15 protein-coding genes are annotated in these 15,195 nt (G+C 69.5%); 5 read left to right on the forward strand and 10 right to left on the reverse strand.

Going from position 1 to position 15,195, the window contains the following annotated elements; genetic code table 11:
• Positions 1 to 84: 84 nt before the first annotated feature.
• Positions 85 to 759: a potassium channel family protein gene (locus D3654_RS07465; RefSeq protein WP_120520871.1), complete on the forward strand. Its 675-nt coding sequence runs from the start codon at positions 85 to 87 to the stop codon at positions 757 to 759.
• The gene (locus tag D3654_RS07470; protein ID WP_120520872.1) at positions 756 to 1,481 is read left to right on the forward strand and encodes a potassium channel family protein; all 726 of its coding nucleotides are present in this window, start codon (positions 756 to 758) and stop codon (positions 1,479 to 1,481) included. Before D3654_RS07465 ends, D3654_RS07470 begins: the two co-directional genes overlap by 4 nt.
• 17 nt (positions 1,482 to 1,498) lie before the next feature.
• Here the strand turns inward: D3654_RS07470 and D3654_RS07475 are convergent, their stop codons facing one another.
• The 4 genes from D3654_RS07475 to dut all read right to left on the reverse strand — a co-directional run bounded on the left by D3654_RS07475 (position 1,499) and on the right by dut (position 4,003).
• Complete coding sequence (locus D3654_RS07475; protein ID WP_120520873.1) at positions 1,499 to 2,299, reverse strand: DUF3159 domain-containing protein; 801 nt, start codon at positions 2,297 to 2,299, stop codon at positions 1,499 to 1,501.
• Positions 2,299 to 2,640 (reverse strand): single stranded DNA-binding domain-containing protein, encoded by a 342-nt coding sequence (locus D3654_RS07480; RefSeq protein ID WP_245413134.1) that lies wholly within the window; start codon positions 2,638 to 2,640, stop codon positions 2,299 to 2,301. The genes D3654_RS07475 and D3654_RS07480 overlap by 1 nt, the downstream gene beginning before the upstream one ends.
• On the reverse strand, positions 2,633 to 3,370 hold the full coding sequence (locus D3654_RS07485) for a DUF3710 domain-containing protein (RefSeq protein ID WP_120520874.1): 738 nt from the start codon (positions 3,368 to 3,370) through the stop codon (positions 2,633 to 2,635). The genes D3654_RS07480 and D3654_RS07485 overlap by 8 nt, the downstream gene beginning before the upstream one ends.
• A 120-nt stretch (positions 3,371 to 3,490) precedes the next feature.
• Positions 3,491 to 4,003: a dUTP diphosphatase gene (gene dut / locus D3654_RS07490; protein ID WP_120520875.1), complete on the reverse strand. Its 513-nt coding sequence runs from the start codon at positions 4,001 to 4,003 to the stop codon at positions 3,491 to 3,493.
• 79 nt (positions 4,004 to 4,082) lie between these two features.
• Between dut and D3654_RS07495 the strand changes: the two genes are divergently transcribed.
• Positions 4,083 to 4,568, forward strand: a complete 486-nt coding sequence (locus D3654_RS07495) for a DUF3093 domain-containing protein (protein WP_120520876.1) — start codon at positions 4,083 to 4,085, stop codon at positions 4,566 to 4,568.
• A 26-nt stretch (positions 4,569 to 4,594) separates the two neighbouring features.
• Here the strand turns inward: D3654_RS07495 and D3654_RS07500 are convergent, their stop codons facing one another.
• A complete protein-coding gene (locus tag D3654_RS07500) occupies positions 4,595 to 4,897 on the reverse strand; it encodes a DUF4193 domain-containing protein (RefSeq protein ID WP_120520877.1) in 303 nt (100 codons plus the stop codon).
• 192 nt (positions 4,898 to 5,089) lie between these two features.
• On the opposite strand from D3654_RS07500, the gene sepH reads away from it, so the two are divergent.
• Entirely contained in the window at positions 5,090 to 6,592 is a 1,503-nt protein-coding gene (sepH, locus tag D3654_RS07505; protein ID WP_425359397.1) for a septation protein SepH, read from the forward strand.
• Between the two features lie 35 nt (positions 6,593 to 6,627).
• Here sepH and D3654_RS07510 read toward each other — a convergent pair whose 3' ends face one another.
• The 4 genes from D3654_RS07510 to D3654_RS07525 all read right to left on the reverse strand — a co-directional run bounded on the left by D3654_RS07510 (position 6,628) and on the right by D3654_RS07525 (position 12,112).
• Entirely contained in the window at positions 6,628 to 7,356 is a 729-nt protein-coding gene (locus tag D3654_RS07510; protein ID WP_120520878.1) for a thymidine kinase, read from the reverse strand.
• Positions 7,349 to 8,545, reverse strand: coding sequence for an alkaline phosphatase family protein (locus D3654_RS07515; RefSeq protein WP_120520918.1), 1,197 nt, complete (start codon positions 8,543 to 8,545; stop codon positions 7,349 to 7,351). Before D3654_RS07515 ends, D3654_RS07510 begins: the two co-directional genes overlap by 8 nt.
• Positions 8,546 to 8,604: 59 nt before the next feature.
• A complete protein-coding gene (locus D3654_RS07520) occupies positions 8,605 to 9,330 on the reverse strand; it encodes a DUF5998 family protein (RefSeq protein ID WP_120520879.1) in 726 nt (241 codons plus the stop codon).
• Positions 9,331 to 9,421: 91 nt separating this feature from the next.
• Entirely contained in the window at positions 9,422 to 12,112 is a 2,691-nt protein-coding gene (locus tag D3654_RS07525; protein ID WP_120520880.1) for a bifunctional acetate--CoA ligase family protein/GNAT family N-acetyltransferase, read from the reverse strand.
• A gap of 54 nt (positions 12,113 to 12,166) precedes the next feature.
• Between D3654_RS07525 and D3654_RS07530 the strand changes: the two genes are divergently transcribed.
• A complete protein-coding gene (locus tag D3654_RS07530) occupies positions 12,167 to 14,701 on the forward strand; it encodes a DNA gyrase/topoisomerase IV subunit A (protein WP_120520881.1) in 2,535 nt (844 codons plus the stop codon).
• A gap of 20 nt (positions 14,702 to 14,721) precedes the next feature.
• Here the strand turns inward: D3654_RS07530 and D3654_RS07535 are convergent, their stop codons facing one another.
• Positions 14,722 to 15,102: a VOC family protein gene (locus D3654_RS07535; RefSeq protein ID WP_120520882.1), complete on the reverse strand. Its 381-nt coding sequence runs from the start codon at positions 15,100 to 15,102 to the stop codon at positions 14,722 to 14,724.
• Positions 15,103 to 15,195: the final 93 nt, after the last annotated feature.

The following is a 15,195-nucleotide window of genomic DNA, read 5'->3' on the forward strand; positions in this document are numbered from 1 at the left end:
CGCAATCACAGGCGATGTCATGGCACACGACATCGCCCCCGGTAGAGTCTTACGCAGCGACAGGCACAAGTTGAAGGAGAGAGCGTGGCTCACTTCGTGATCATGGGTTGCGGAAGGGTCGGAGCCACCTTGGCCCACACCCTTGAGGACTCCGGCCACTCTGTGGCCATCATCGACCAGGACGACCGGGCGTTCCGCCGCCTCCGCAGCGGTTTCACCGGCCGGAAGGTCACCGGCGTCGGCTTCGACCGGGACACCCTGAAGCAGGCCGGCTGCGATGAGGCCTACGCCTTCGCCGCCGTCTCCAGCGGTGACAACTCGAACATCCTGGCCACCCGCGTGGCCCGCGAAACCTTCCATGTGGCCCACGTCGTTGCCCGTATCTACGATCCCGGCCGGGCCGAGATCTACCAGCGCCTCGGGATTCCCACCGTGGCTGCCGTGCGCTGGAGCGCGGACCAGGTGCTGCGCCGCATCCTGCCCGAACAGCACCTCGCCGGGGACTACCGGGAGCCCTCGGGGCGCCTGGTCCTGGCCGAAGTCGACCTGCACGAAAAGTGGATCGGGCACCCGGTCAGCGCCATCGAGGCCGCCTCCGGCACCCGTGTGGCCTTCCTGACCCGCTTCGGCGAAGGCATCCTGCCGGGCCCCGGCACCTCGTACCAGGAGGGCGACACCGTGCACGCGATGCTCGAAATCGGGCGCAGCGGCGAAGTGCAGCGCATCCTGGCCAGCGTTCCCGCGAAGGAGTCCGAGTGAAAGTCGTCATTGTCGGTGCAGGCAGCGTGGGGTCCTCCATCGCCCGCGAACTGCTGGCCCACAAGCACGAAATCCTGCTTATCGACCTCAAGCCCGAGGTTATCGGCCGCAGCGGCCTGCGCGGGGCGCGCTGGCTCGTGGGCGACGCCTGCGAACTGAGCACCCTGCAGGAAGCGAAACTGGAGGAGGCCGACGTCGTGGTTTCCGCCAGCGGCGACGACAAGGTCAACCTAGTGGTCTCCCTGCTCGCAAAGACCGAGTTCGGCGTCGGCCGCACCGTGGGCCGGGTGAACAACCCCAAGAACGACTGGATGTTCAACGATTCATGGGGCGTGGACGTTGCCGTGAACACCCCGCAGCTCATGACCGCGCTCGTGGAAGAGGCAGTGGAAATCGGCGACCTGGTGCGCCTGCTGACCCTGCAGACCGGGGTGTCCTCGCTGGTCGAGTTCACGGTGCCGCACGATTCGCACATCATCGGCAGCACCGTGGGCGGCATCGACTGGCCGGATGATTCCACGCTGGTGGCGATCCTGCGCGACCACGCCCCCATCACCCCGAGCCGGGATGACGTGATCGACGGCGGCGACGAGCTGTTCTTCGTCACCACCATCGCCGCGGAGGACGGGTTGCGGTCGCTCCTGTCGCCGTCGGCGGCCGGCGGCGAGCCGGCCGAAGAGGAGCTTCCGGAGCAGGCAGACGACGACGGCTTCGACGGCTAGGTTGCCGCCTGAATCGGCTACCGGGCCGGCCGGCTACCCGCGGGCCGGCTCAGCAGCCAGGCCACCCACAGGCCAAGGATGTACAGCGGCGCGCCCATGATCAGGCGCATCGTGGCCAGGGCGGCCAGGCCAGGCTCGCCTTGCAGGTAGAGCGGCACCTGGACCACCAGCCGGAGCACCAGCACGCCGATCACCACCCAGGTGGCGATGTTGTAGGCGCGCAGCCGTTCGGGGTCCTTGCGCCATTCCAGGCCTTCGCTCCGCACCAGCCCGAACAGCAGCCCGGCGATGGGCCATTTGAGCACGATCGAGAGCAGCATGCCGGCGATGTAGGCGGCGTTGGTGTAGAAGCCCAGGACGTAGAAGTCCTCTGCCTTGCCGGTGGTGTTGGCCAGCCAGGCGGAAATCGCGACGCCGGCGATTCCGGCCAGTGCCTGCGTCAGGGGACGCTTCTGCACCAGCCGGGTCACCGTGAAGAGCGCGGCGGCCGCGAGGGCGGCGACCAGCGAGACCGTGAGGTCGCGGGTGATGGTGAAGGCGACCAGGAAGACCAGGCCGGGGAGGATGCTTTCGGCGATGCCCTGGATGCCGCCGGCCGACTTGAGCAGGTCGATGTCGCCGTGCTTGTTTCGCTGCAGTCCGGCTTTCTCCGCGTAGCCTGCGGCCAGTGCGGCGATTCCCGGCTCGGCGTCCTTCCCCGGCTCGGCGTTCGGCGCGGCGTTCGGGCCGGCGGATTCCAGGCCGGTTGCGGGTTCCAGGCTCGTTGCGGGTTCGGGGGAACCGTTCTTGTCCGGTTCTGTGCCGTTGGCGGCGGTCATCAGCGCTCCTGCCGGGTGAGGATTTCGTAGCGGGGGTTGAACATGGTGGGCAGTCCGTCGCGTTCCGTGACCATGCCTTCGAAGTGGAGCTTGGCGCCCGGTTCCAGCCCCGGCACCTTGCGGCGGCCGAGCCAGACCACCCGCAGGCGGGCCGGCGACGCGGCAACACCGCCGTGGATGATGTTTTCGACCACGATCGCCGTGAACTGGGCCTGTTCGCTGGCGGGCGGATATGTCACCGATTCAATGAATCCGGTGCAGCTGACGCGCCCGCGGCTCGGAAGGTCGCTGATCTCGTGCGGTTCGCCGGGGAGGCTGCCCCGGGCGTGTCCGTCAACCAATCTCGGTGATCTCCGGGCCGCGTTCGGGCCTGGCAAGCCCGGGAGCGGGAGCACCGTCCTGGCCGGCGACGGCGGCATCCTTGGGCAGGCGGAGCTGCAGCAATTCGCGCGGCGGCATGGGGTTCTCGCCGCGGACGACGACGACCCGCCGGAAGAGCTCTTCGAGCCCGGCAGCGGCGTCGCGCTCGAGCGCGGCAGGACCGCCGATGACGCCGCGGAGGAACCACCGAGGACCGTCCACGCCCATGAAGCGTGCGGCGCGGAAGCCCTGCAGGCCCTGCGCGGTTTCGCTGGGCAGCTTCGCGACGAGCTCGGGGCCGAAGGTTCCGGGAATTTCCTCGGTCTCCCCGCCCTGGCTGGCGACGGATTCGGCGATCTGTTCACGGATCTCGTCCCACAGGCCCTCGGAGCGCGGAGCGGCGAAAGCCTGCAGCTGCAGGCTGGAGCCTTCGAGGTCCATGGTCACGGCGACCACCCGCTGGCTTGCCTCTTCGACTTCGAGCCGAAGCTGGAGACCTTCGACGGGCTGGATCAGCAGGGCGCCCAGATCGAGGTAGCCGTCCTGGCTGTCGATTTCGGACACGTCCCAGGGTCCCTTGGCCACCCGGAAGTCGCCCTTCGGCTTCGCCCCTTCCGCGGCGCCGCCGTCGGCGGGCAGGGCGTCCACCGTGTCCTGCTCTTCAGCCTCCGGCTGGACGGCTTTGGACTTCTTACCGCGCCCAAAAAACATGGGGTTCTCTCCTTAGTTGTGGTCTATCCCCCGGTAAACCGCCCGGATGGTCGCGGGATGTCCTGATCCGGATCACCCTGGGCTTGCCGGATGCGGCGGAATGGCGCCAGGCATGAGCTTTCAGGCTGTGGCGGCCGAGAAGCCGCCGGTGGAACCGAAGCCGCCTTCGCCGCGTACGGTTTCGGAAAGCTCGTCCACCTGGACGAAGCCGGCGTATTCGACGCGCTGGATCACCATCTGGGCGATCCTGTCGCCGCGCTTGAGTTCGATCGGGTGCACCAGGTCCGTGTTCAGCAGGGTCACGGCGATTTCGCCGCGGTATCCGGCGTCGACCGTTCCGGGGGCGTTGACGACGGTGAGGCCGTGCTTGGTGGCGAGGCCGGACCGCGGGTGGATCAGGGCGACATAGCCGTTCGGCAGGCCGATGGAGACGCCGGTCGGCACCAGTTTCCGTTCCCCGGGCGCCAGGGTGACGTTTTCGCGGGCCCGCAGGTCCGCCCCGGCGTCGCCCGGGTGGGCGTACGACGGTACTTCCAATCCGGCGTCGAGCATTTTCAGCTCGACCCGGAGGGTGGGGGCGCCGTATTCGGCGGAGGCTTCTGCTGGGCTGATGACTGCGGACTCCTGGCTCACAATGCCTCATTCTAGCGTCCGCGGCAGGCCTGCCGCGCCCGCGTCCGGCGGTATGTGGACGGAAGGATAAGCTGGAGCCATGCCTGAAGCGACTCCGTCCTCCCCCGTGCCCGGCCGCTCCCAGAACGGACCGGACGTCCTGTTCACGGAAAAGCTGTGGCCCTCGGTGTGGATCTGGCTGATCGTCCTTGGCCTGTCCGGTGCCGGCATCCTGGTCTTCGCCCCGATCAGCTTCCTGGCGGGAATCATCGCGGCCCTTGTGCTGGCCGCAATCATGGTGGTCCTGCTGCTGCTGTCCACACCGAGCATCGTGGTCCGCAGGGACACCCTGCAGGTGGGCCGGGCAAGCATCCCGCGCAGCCTGCTGGGCCAGGCAGAAGCTTTCCGCAAGGACGAGGCCACGGCTGAGCGCGGCACCCGGCTCAACGGCCTGGCCTTCCTGTGCATCCGCGGCTGGATCGATCCGGTGGTGCGGATTCCCGTCACCGACCCGCAGGACCGCACCCCCTACTGGCTCACCTCGACCCGCCGCCCGGAAGAACTGCTGAAGGCCCTGGCTGCCTGATCCGGGCTTCTTGATCCGGGCGTCCGTCAGCCTTCGCACTCCATGCAGTACAGCTTTCCGTCCCTTTCCCGGGCAATCTGGGAACGGTGCTTCACGAGGAAACAATTGGCGCAGGTGAACTCGTCGGCCTGGGCGGGGAGGACCTGGACCTGCAGTTCCTCGTTCGACAGATCGGCGCCGGGTAGTTCGAAAGCGTCAGCCAGATCGCTTTCGTCAAGGTCGACCGCCGCGGACGATGATTTCTCCGTCCGACGGGTCTTGAGCTCTTCGATGGAGTCCTCGCCCGCTTCGTCGTCGACCTTCCGAGGGGCATCGTAGTCCGTTGCCATGGTCCCTTCTTTGCTGCCTAGCGCATCCGGCCAGGGGTTGCTCCCCTGGCCTAGATATGTAACGCAGCGGCGGGTGCTTTTGTGCCCGCTCTCCCGCCGGGGCCCGGAATTCTCGGAAAATCGCGGCACGCCCTTTGTCCTAGTAGGAATTGCCCCGTGCTGGTGGCAGAGTTTCGACTGTCGGAAAAGGCCATGGTGGAGGATTTGATGCGGGAACTACGGCTTGTTGGCGTCCACGACGACGGCGGACATCTCCTGCTGAGCGGAAGCGGCGGCGAGACGTTCCGGCTGCCCATCGACGAGGCCCTGCGCGCAGCCGCCAGCCGCACCCCCGCCCAGGTGGCCGCCCGCGCGTCCATCGCCCCCGTCGCCATGTCTCCGCGCGACATCCAGGCCCGCATCCGCTCCGGGGCGAGCGCCGCCGAGATCGCCGAACTCTCCGGGCTTCCCCTCGCCAACGTCCAGCGCTACGAGGGCCCGGTGCTGGCCGAACGCGAATACATCGCCCAGCAGGCCCGCAAGGTGGAAGTCGCCTCCCCCTCCCCCGGCCACGATCCCTACCGTGCCGCGTTCGGCGACGCCCCGGCGAGCCTGGACGACATGGTGTCGCACCGCCTCTCCGCCCACGGCATCGACCCGTCGACTGTTGAATGGGATTCCTGGCGCCGCACCGACGGGACCTGGACGGTGGTGGCCCGTTTCGAGCCCAACCCCGGCGCGCCCGCAAGCATCGGCGAGGAACCCCCGGCGATGTGGACCTTCACCCCGGGCCGCAAAACCCTGCAGAACGCCAACCGCTGGGCGCAGCAGCTCAGCGAACTTGAGCCGCTGGACGGCCCCGTTCCCGCCCGCCGGCTGTCCGCCGTCGCGGACCGGCCCTTCGACTTCGAGGCGGACTCCGACGACGGCGCCGGCTCGTCCGGCCCGGATGCCGACGGACTGCTGGACATGCTGCGCCTGCGCCGCGGCCAGCGCCTGGGCATCGACGAGGACGGCGACGACGCCCTGGCGCTGCTGCTGAGCGGCGGCGTCCCAGCCGCACACCCTCGTGCCGAAGAACAGGACACCGCCAATGCTGAGGACGCGTCATCCGGCGAGGAAGACGCCGGCCGCCCCGTGGCCCGGCTGAGCCTTGCCTCCCTGAGGCCGGCGTCCCTGAAGCCGGCCCATCCGGAGCGCTCAACGGACGACCAGGACGACGAAGCCCAGGACGCCGAGCTGCGCGACCCCATGCCCCCGCACGGTCCCCTCCACCTGCACGACGGCGTCAGCACCGATACCCGCGAGATCACCGTGGTCCCGGCCCAGTTGCGGGCGCTCGGGAACACGCCGAACGGAGCCAAGGACGACGACGATGCAGCCGGTGCTCCCGGCGTCGCCGGGGCGTCCGCCGGGCCGGCCGAGGAGCTTGCTGAGGAGGAGCGGAGCGAAAGCAGGCACCGCGCCGGACTCGATGAACTGCTGGGCGGCGCCTCCCGGCGGCAGAGCGAGGAACCCCGGCGCCGCCGGACGCCGTTGAGCCCGTGGAACCGCCAGGCCTCCCCGGACGCCGGCGGCAGCAAGCCTGACAGCCCTGGTCCGGCTGTGCGGGACGAGGAAAAAGACTCCCAGCCCGCGGAGCGCCAGCACAGCCGGCCGAAGCGTTCGAGCGTGCCGAGCTGGGATGACATCGTCTTCGGCACCCGCGGCGACTAGCGTCCCGGCTCCCTGCCCCTGGTGTCCCTGCGCCCCTACTGACCCTGCCCGCTGGAGCCCTGCCAGAGGCACGCGTCCAGCTCGAACGGCAACGATTCCTCACGTCCGGCCATGAGGTCCGCTGCGTGCGCGGTGACCCGGCGCATGTAATGGCGGCGGCACAGGGTTTCATAGCCCACGGCCGGGCCGGCACTTCCGTCCGGGGCCCCGACCCCATCCGGGCCGCCGCCGTCGGTGGCGACGTCGCCCACCACCACCTGCTCGCCGGTGACCACCATCATGCCGTCCACTGTCCGGGCGTTGTGCGTCGCCCGCCGGCCGCACCAGCACAGTGCCTGGACCTGCAGGACCTCGATCCTGTCCGCCAGTTCCACGAGGCGCTGCGAACCGGGAAACAGCCGCGCACGGAAGTCCGTGGTGATGCCGAAGGCGAACACGTCCACGTCCATTTCGTCCACCAGGCGGGCCAGCTGCTCCACCTGCCCGGGCGAGTAGAACTGCGCTTCGTCGCAGATCAGGTAGTCGACGCGCAGCCCGCCGGTCCGGCGTCGTGCGGTTTCTTCCCAGAAGTCGGTGCCGTCGGTGACTTCGACGGCGTCGCTGCGCAGGCCGAGGCGGCTCGAGATAACGGATTCCCCGGCGCGGTCGTTGCGGCTGAAGCGGATGCCGCCGCGGCCGCGGGCCCGGTGGTTGTGGTCCATCTGCAGGGCGAGGGTGGACTTGCCGCAGTCCATGGTCCCGGAAAAGAAGACCAGTTCAGCCACGCCGGCGCTTCGATCCGGCTGCCTGGAAGCAGAGCAGCGGCACTTCGCGTTCGGGTTTGGTCAGGGAACCGTGCTGGCCCACGACTTCCAAGGCCTGCGGGCGGACCCTGCGGGTGTCGTAGAGGGCCAGGGTGTCGCGGGCGGCGATCATCACATCGCCGATCCGCGGCGCTACCTCGGGGCGGAGGCTGCCGAACAGCCCGGCGGCGAGTCCCTGCTCGCGCGTGAACGCCCAGATGCGTTCGCCGAAGCGGCGGCGCCAGGCATCGAGGAGCGCGTCCCGGGCTGCCTCGCCGGCGTCGGGTTCGAGGTAGAGGTGCACCATGCGCGGCTCGCCGGCCGTGTGCCGCACCCCGGCCACCAGCGCGGGTTCGGCCGAGTAGTCGAGGCGCTGGGATTCGGGCACGTCCACCATGCCGTGGTCGCCGGTGAGGAGGATGGTGGTTCCGGCAGGCAGGGTGGCCGCCAGCCGTTTGACGGTGGAGTCGAGTTCCTCGAGCTGGTGTTCCCAGCGTTCGGAGGCGCAGCCGTAGCGGTGGCCGGCCTTGTCGAGCTCGTTGACGTAGAAGTACATCAGGGAACGGGTTCCTGTGGCCATCGCCTCCGCCGCGAGCGCGGTGCGGGCGTGCAACGAGGTGCCGCCGACGAAGCGGCTGCCCCGCAGGGCCGCACGGGTCATGGGCGACTGCCCGAACTGCGGAAGGCTGACGGTGACCACGTCCAGCTCTTCGGCGGCCCGTTCGAACACCGACGGGAACGGCTGCCATTGCAGCGGATCCACCTTGGCGTCCCAGTTGCCCAGCAGGTTCACCACCTTGTCCTGCGCGGGGTCCAGGACGTCGTAGCCCACCATGCCGTGCTCGCCCGGGGTGCGCCCGGTGCCGAGGCTGGCCAGGGAGGAGGCCGTGGTGGACGGGAAGGCGGCATCGAGCCACACCGGGACGCGGCCCTGGCCCGCGGCGGCCGCGGAGCGCAGGAACGGGGTGTGGGCGGCCTTCTTCTTCAGCAGGTTGCGGCCCAGTCCGTCGGCGAGGACCACGCAGACGCGCTGCGCCGGGGGCAGGTGCAGGGTGTTCTCGAAGCCGGGCAGGCCCAGGCTCGCGGCGGCGCTGGTGAAGACCTCCGCGATGGACTGCCTGCCGTACAGGGGCGCCGCCGGGAGGTCGTCCGGGGAAAGGGTCTGCTCCATGGAAGCGAGGGGCACCGCGGAATGTCCGGACCCTGCCGGCTGCTCTGCGAATTCCATGCTCAGCGCTGGTGTCCGCGGCTCAGGCGGTTGCCGAACACGCCCGACCGGGTCCGGGGCGCCGGGATGGATGCGTGGGCGATCGGTGCGGGGGCTCCGGTGTTGACGGCGCGCAACGCCCGGGCGAACACCTTGGCGTCATGCACGGCGCGGGGGCCGTCGGCTTCGGAGCTGATCCGCAGGACGATGTCCTCCTGGCTGATGGTGCCGGTGTAGCCGTGGTCTGCTTCGCAGTTCGGGTCCCCGCAGCTGGCCGGGCCGACGTCGAGCCGCTGCCCGCCGGACCAGGCGATGGACAGGGTGAGCTCGCGCACGGGATCGCTGGGCTTGTAGTTCTGGGGCTGCGCGTACATGTAGCTCAGCACCACCGAGCGGATCTGCGCCACGGGGACGGACTCGGTGGAGATCTGGGCGACGATCTGTTCACCGGCGTCGTCGAGCTGCTGGTCGTCCACGTGGGTGATGACCAGCATGTCCTCGGTGAGGACCAGCACGGTGATGTGCCGGCGGACCTCGGCCCGGTCGAAGTGGGTCTCCAGGTGGACGAGGTGGGCCAGGCAGTCGCGGCCGTCCAAGGCGTCGTCCACGACGTCGGCCACCAGCACCGGGTAGAAACCGGCCCGCTGCAGGGCCTGTTCCAGGCTTTGCCCCTGCGTGCTGTGGTCATGCGCCGCATGGTGCCCGGCTGCTGCCGGGCCGGAAGGGGACATCGGGGACTTCGGGCTCATTACCCCATTTTCACAGATCCCCCGGGGGACTTCCTAACTGCCCGGCCGCCGTCGCCGGGTCCGGGGCCGGGCCCCGGACCCGCGTCGAGGCTCAGCGGCGCATCGCCCGGCGGGCGCTGTCCGTGCGCTGCGCAGCGTTGCCGATCCACACTTCGGCCGCCAGGATCCGGGCCCCTTCCGGGCCGGCGAGGACCGGGTTGAATTCCACCAGGGCGATCTCCGGGTGTTCGTCCTTCAGCAGCGCCAGCCGGGCCGCGAGGTCCTCCAGGGCGGCGACGTCGACGGCGGGCAGGCCCTGGTAACCGAACAGCTTCAGGGAGGCCCGCGGCGAGCGGATGAAGTCGTGGACGTCCGTGGCGGAGAGCGGCGGCACCCGGTGGGCCCAGTCGTCGAGGAGGTTCACGGCGTCCCCGGCCAGGCCGAAGGACACCACGGGCCCCAGCAGGGGGTCCTCGATGGCCCGGAAGGTGCACGCCTGGCCCACCGGGGCCATGGCCTGGACTTCCAGGGCCGGGGAACCAAACGGGGCCAGGGCCCGCCGCATCTGCGCGATGTTGCGGCGCAGCGAGTCGGCGTCCTCGATGTCCAGCCGGACCCCGCCGAGGTCGATGCGGTGGCGCAGCGCCGGCTCCGTGGTCTTGAGCACCACGGGCCAGCCCAGCCGCCCGGCGGCGGCGACCGCGTCGTCGTCGTGCTCGAAGACCGCGGACGGTTCCACCACCATGCCGTAGCGGGCCAGCAGGGAGGCGGCATCCTCCGGATCCAGGCGCAGCAGCTGCTCGCCGTGGACCGGGGCGAGCAGGCGGTCCAGGTCTTCCCGGGTGCCCTCCGGATCGCAGCCCTCCGGTTCGACAAGGAGGCCTTGGTCCCTGCCGAGCCAGGCGGAGTACCCGACGACGGCGGACAGCGCCGCCACCGCATTGCCGGGACTGGAGTAGCAGGGCACGCCGGCGTCGGCCGCGTCCGCGGGCAGCAGCCCGTCCAGCCGCGCCGCCGGATCCAGCACCCCGCCGAACGCGGCGACCACGGGCTTGCCTGTCCCGGCGGCACACTCGGCCAGCACCTTCGCGACGTCCTCGGTGGAGACGCTGCGTGCCGGGATCATCGCAACCAGGAGGGAATGGACTTCCGTCCCGGCCAGGGTCTCCTGGAGCTGCCGGCGCAGGCGGTCCAGCGAAACGGAGGCCCCGGCATCCAGGTCGATGCCGCTCAGCAGACGCTCCACGCGGAGCCCGTGGTGGCCGGCCGAATCGGCCACCACCTTGCCCAGGGCGGCGGAATTGCTGACCACGGCGAGCCCGGGGCCCTGCGGGAGGGGCTGGCTGGAGACGATCTGGGCCACGTCCATGAGCTGTTCGACCGTCTCCACGGAGATCACCCCGGACTGGCGCATCATCGCATCGAGCGCGGACGGCGGGGCCATGGTGGTCCGGCCGACGTGGCCCGGCGGCAGGCTGAGCCCGGTGAGGTCCGACTTGGCGACGATCACGGCCTTGCTGCGGGCCAGGCGCCGGGCCAGCCGGGAGAACTTGCGCGGGTTGCCCATGGACTCCAAATAGAGGCCGACGGCGGCGGTGTCTGGATCGTCCTCCCAGAACTGCATGACGTCGTTGCCGGAGACGTCCGCCCGGGTGCCCGCGGAGAGGAACGAGGACAGGCCCAGGCCCCGGCGGACGGCCGCGGCGTAGACCGACACCCCGATCGCCGCGGACTGGGTGAACAGGCCCAGCCGGCCTGGCCGCGGCATCGCCGGGGCCATCGAGGCGTTCAGGGACACCGCCGGGTGGGTGTTGATGATGCCGAGGGATTCGGGGCCAATCACGCGCATCCCGTGCGAGCGGGCCTGGCGCACGAGTGCCTGCTGCCGCTGCAGGCCGCGTTCGCCGCCGTCGGCGTACCCGGCGGTGGCGACCACCAGCCCGGTGACCCCGGCGGCCGCGCACTCGTCCACCACCTTCGGCACCTCCTCGCCCGGCACGGCGATGACGGCCAGCTGCACGGGGCCGGGGAGGTCGGCGATCCGGGCGTAGGACTTCATGCCGGAGAGTTCGAAGGCCTCGGGGTTCACCGCGTACACGGGCCCGCCGAACCCGCCCTCGATGATGTGCTCGAGCAGCTGGTAGCCGACGCTCCCCCATTTGCGGCTGGCCCCGATGACAGCGATGGACGACGGCGCCAGGAGGTCCCGCACGCTGCGTGCCTCGGCGCGGTGCTCGCGTGACTCCATCACGGCGAGGGATTCGCGCGTGGGGTCGATGTTGAACGCGACGCTGACGACGCCGTCGTCGAAGTGCCGGGACAGTCCATATCCGGCGTCGGCGAAAACGCGCAGCATCTTGCTGTTTTCCGGCAGGACTTCGGCGGTGAAGCGGTGGATCCCGTTTTCGCGGGCCGCGGCGGCGAGGTGTTCAAGCAGGATGGAGCCGATGCCCCGGCCCTGCTGGGAATCCGAGATGTTGAACGCGACCTCCGCCTCGGCCAGATCGTCGAGCCGGTCGTAGCGGCCGATACCCACGATCGCGCCGCCGATGGTGATCACGAAGGCCACCCGGTCCACGTGGTCCACTTCGGTGAAGCGGCGGAGCTCCTTGCCGGAGAGCCTGGCCTTGTAGCTGAAGAATCGCATGTAGATGGAGGCCTGCGACTGGCCGGTGTGGAAGGCCTGGACGGCGTCCGCATCGGCGGGCGAAATGGGCCGCAGGTGCGCGATCCCGCCGTCGCGCAGGACGACATCGGCCTCCCAATATTCCGGATATACGCCGGTGCCGGGCTCATCCACCATAGGCTTAGCGTAGCTAATCTCCCGCAGTACACCCCTTAAGGATCCGCCCGTTCCATGGCACGCAGCCAAAGTCCTTCCCGCGCCAAAGCAGCAGCAGCTGCGGACAGCGGTGACTACACCGAAAACATCATCGACATCGACGTCACGTCCGAAATGGAAGGTTCCTTCCTGGAGTACGCCTATTCGGTGATCTATTCCCGGGCCCTGCCCGACGCCCGGGACGGCCTCAAGCCCGTCCAGCGCCGCATCCTCTACATGATGAGCGACATGGGCCTGCGCCCGGACCGTGGCCACGTCAAGAGCGCCCGCGTGGTGGGCGAGGTGATGGGCAAGCTGCACCCGCACGGTGACGCCGCCATCTACGACGCCATGGTGCGCATGGCCCAGGACTTCTCGCTGCGCCTGCCGCTGATCGACGGGCACGGCAACTTCGGCTCGCTCGACGACGGCCCGGCCGCCCCCCGGTACACCGAGGCCAGGCTCGCCGCGGCGGCCCTGACCATGACGGACCACCTCGACGAAGACGTGGTGGACTTCATCCCCAACTACGACAACCAGCTGACCCAGCCGGATGTCCTGCCGGCCGCGTTCCCCAACCTGCTGGTCAACGGCACCACGGGCATCGCCGTCGGCATGGCCACCAACATGGCCCCGCACAACCTTGTGGAAGTGATCGCCGCCGCCCGGCACCTGATCGCCAACCCGGAGGCCACCCTCGAGGACATCATGCAGTTCGTCCCCGGGCCGGACCTGCCCACGGGCGGGAGGATCGTGGGCCTGGACGGCATCCGCGACGCCTATGCCACCGGCCGCGGTTCCTTCAAGACCCGTGCCAAGGTGGAAATCGAGCAGCTGACCGCTCGCCGCACGGGCCTGGTGGTGACCGAACTGCCCTACATGGTGGGCCCGGAAAAGGTCATCGAAAAGATCAAGGACGCCGTCAACGGCAAGAAGCTCACCGGCATCAGCGACGTCGTGGACCTCACCGACCGCCAGCACGGCCTGCGCCTGGTCATCGAGCTCAAGAACGGCTTCAACCCGAACGCCGTCCTCCAGCAGCTCTACCGCTTCACCCCGATGGAAGACTCCTTCGGCATAAACAACGTGGCACTCGTGGAAGGCCAGCCGCAGACCCTCGGCCTGCTGCCGCTGCTGCACGTCTATGTGGACCACCGGCTCTCGGTGGTGCGCCGCCGCACCGCCTTCCGGCTAGGCAAGAAGAAGGACCGCCTGCACCTGGTGGAGGGCCTCCTCATCGCGATCGTGGACATCGACGAGGTCATCCAGATCATCCGTTCCTCGGACGAAGCCGCCGCCGCCCGCGACCGGCTGATGTCCATCTACGACCTCTCCGAAATCCAGGCGAACTACATCCTGGAACTGCGCCTGCGCCAGCTCACCAAGTACTCCCGGATCGAACTCGAAAAGGAACAGGAAGAGCTGCAGCGCGAGATCGCCGAGCTCGAAGCCATCCTCGGTTCGGACACCCTCCTGCGCGAACTCGTTTCCGGCGAACTCGCCGAAATCGCCGCCAAGTACGGCACCCCGCGCCGCACGGTACTGCTCGAATCCGAGGCCGTCTCCCCCACCGTCGCCGCAGCCCTTGCCGCCGCGGCCCCCGGGCCGAAGGGCAAGGCCGCGGCCCTGCCGCTGGAAATCCCGGACGACCCCTGCTGGGCAATCCTGACGGCGTCCGGCCAGATCGCCCGCACGGCCAACCAGGACGCCCTGGCCGAGGCCGGGCCGCGCAACAAGCACGACGTGTTCCGCTCCGTGGTGAAGACCACGGCCCGCGGCGAAATCGGCGCGGTCACCTCGCAGGGCCGGATGCTCCGCGTCCAGGTCATGGACATGCCGGTGCTGCCTCCGGTGGCCGGGCTGCCGAACCTGGCGGGCGGCGTGCCGGCCAAGGACTTCATCACCCTGCTCAAGGGCGAAACCCTGGTGGCGTTCGTGCCGCTGGACGCCGTCCTGGCACTCGGCACCGCCCAGGGCGTGGTGAAGCGCGTCCAGCCGGAGTACCCGCTGAACCGTGAAGACTTCGAGATCATCGCGCTCAAGGACAAGGACAAAGTGATCGCGGCCGAGGCCGCAGCCGAAGACACTACCGAACTGGTCTTCCTGACCCGGCAGGCCCAGCTGCTGCGCTTCGCCGCCTCCGCGGTGCGCCCGCAGGGCCGCACTGCGGGCGGCATGGCCGGCATCAAGCTCGCCGCCGGCGACGAAGTGATCCACTTCGGCACGGTCCGCGCGGACGATCCCGCCGCCGTCGTCGTCACGATTGCCGGAAGCACCGACGCCCTGCCGGGTACGGCGCCGGGAACGGCGAAGGTGACCGCGTTCGAGGAGTACCCGGCGAAGGGCCGTGCGACAGGTGGCGTGCGCGCCCACCGTTTCCTCAAGGGCGAAGACACCCTGCTGCTTGCCTGGGCCGGTCACGGGCCGGCGAAGGCGTCCTCCGCCGCCGGCGTGGCGCGCGCCCTGCCGCAGGAACACGGCAGGCGCGACGGCTCAGGCGTCCCGCTGTCCCAGCCGGTGGACGCGATCGGCGCCAGCATGGCCTGGACGGAGGACAGCGACGCCGGGTGACAGGGGGACCGGCGCGGAGCTTACATCTGGTTGATGCTGAGGATGTTTCCTTCCGTATCGAGGAACCAGGCAGCCTTTTCGCCGTCCGGCATCGTGGCTACTCCGTTCTCGGTCTTCAGGCCGGGGAAGTCGTAGTCCTCGAAGGCCACGCCGCGGGACCGCAGTTCGTCCATCTCGGCCTCGAGGTCGTTGGTGACCCAGCCCATCTGGGTGTTCTTCGCCGTTCCGGCATTGCCGGTCTGGTAGATCATGAATCCGGTGCCGTCGCCGCAGCGGTACATGAGGTTGTCGGCGGCGTCCGGGTTGTCCGGTTCGAGTCCGAGCTTGTCGCGGTAGAACTCACGGGCCCGGTTGATGTCGCTGGCGGGAAGCACGGCCGCGACGCTGAGATTCTTTAGCATGGCAATTCCTTTCCAAGCCCACCCCCGGGGACACTCTACTCTTGGGGCGGCCGGATGGAAGGGCCTTCCTGGGTCCTTCCATCCGGGCCTTCC

Source organism: Arthrobacter celericrescens, assembly GCF_003614925.1.
GTDB classification, from domain to species: domain Bacteria; phylum Actinomycetota; class Actinomycetes; order Actinomycetales; family Micrococcaceae; genus Arthrobacter; species Arthrobacter celericrescens.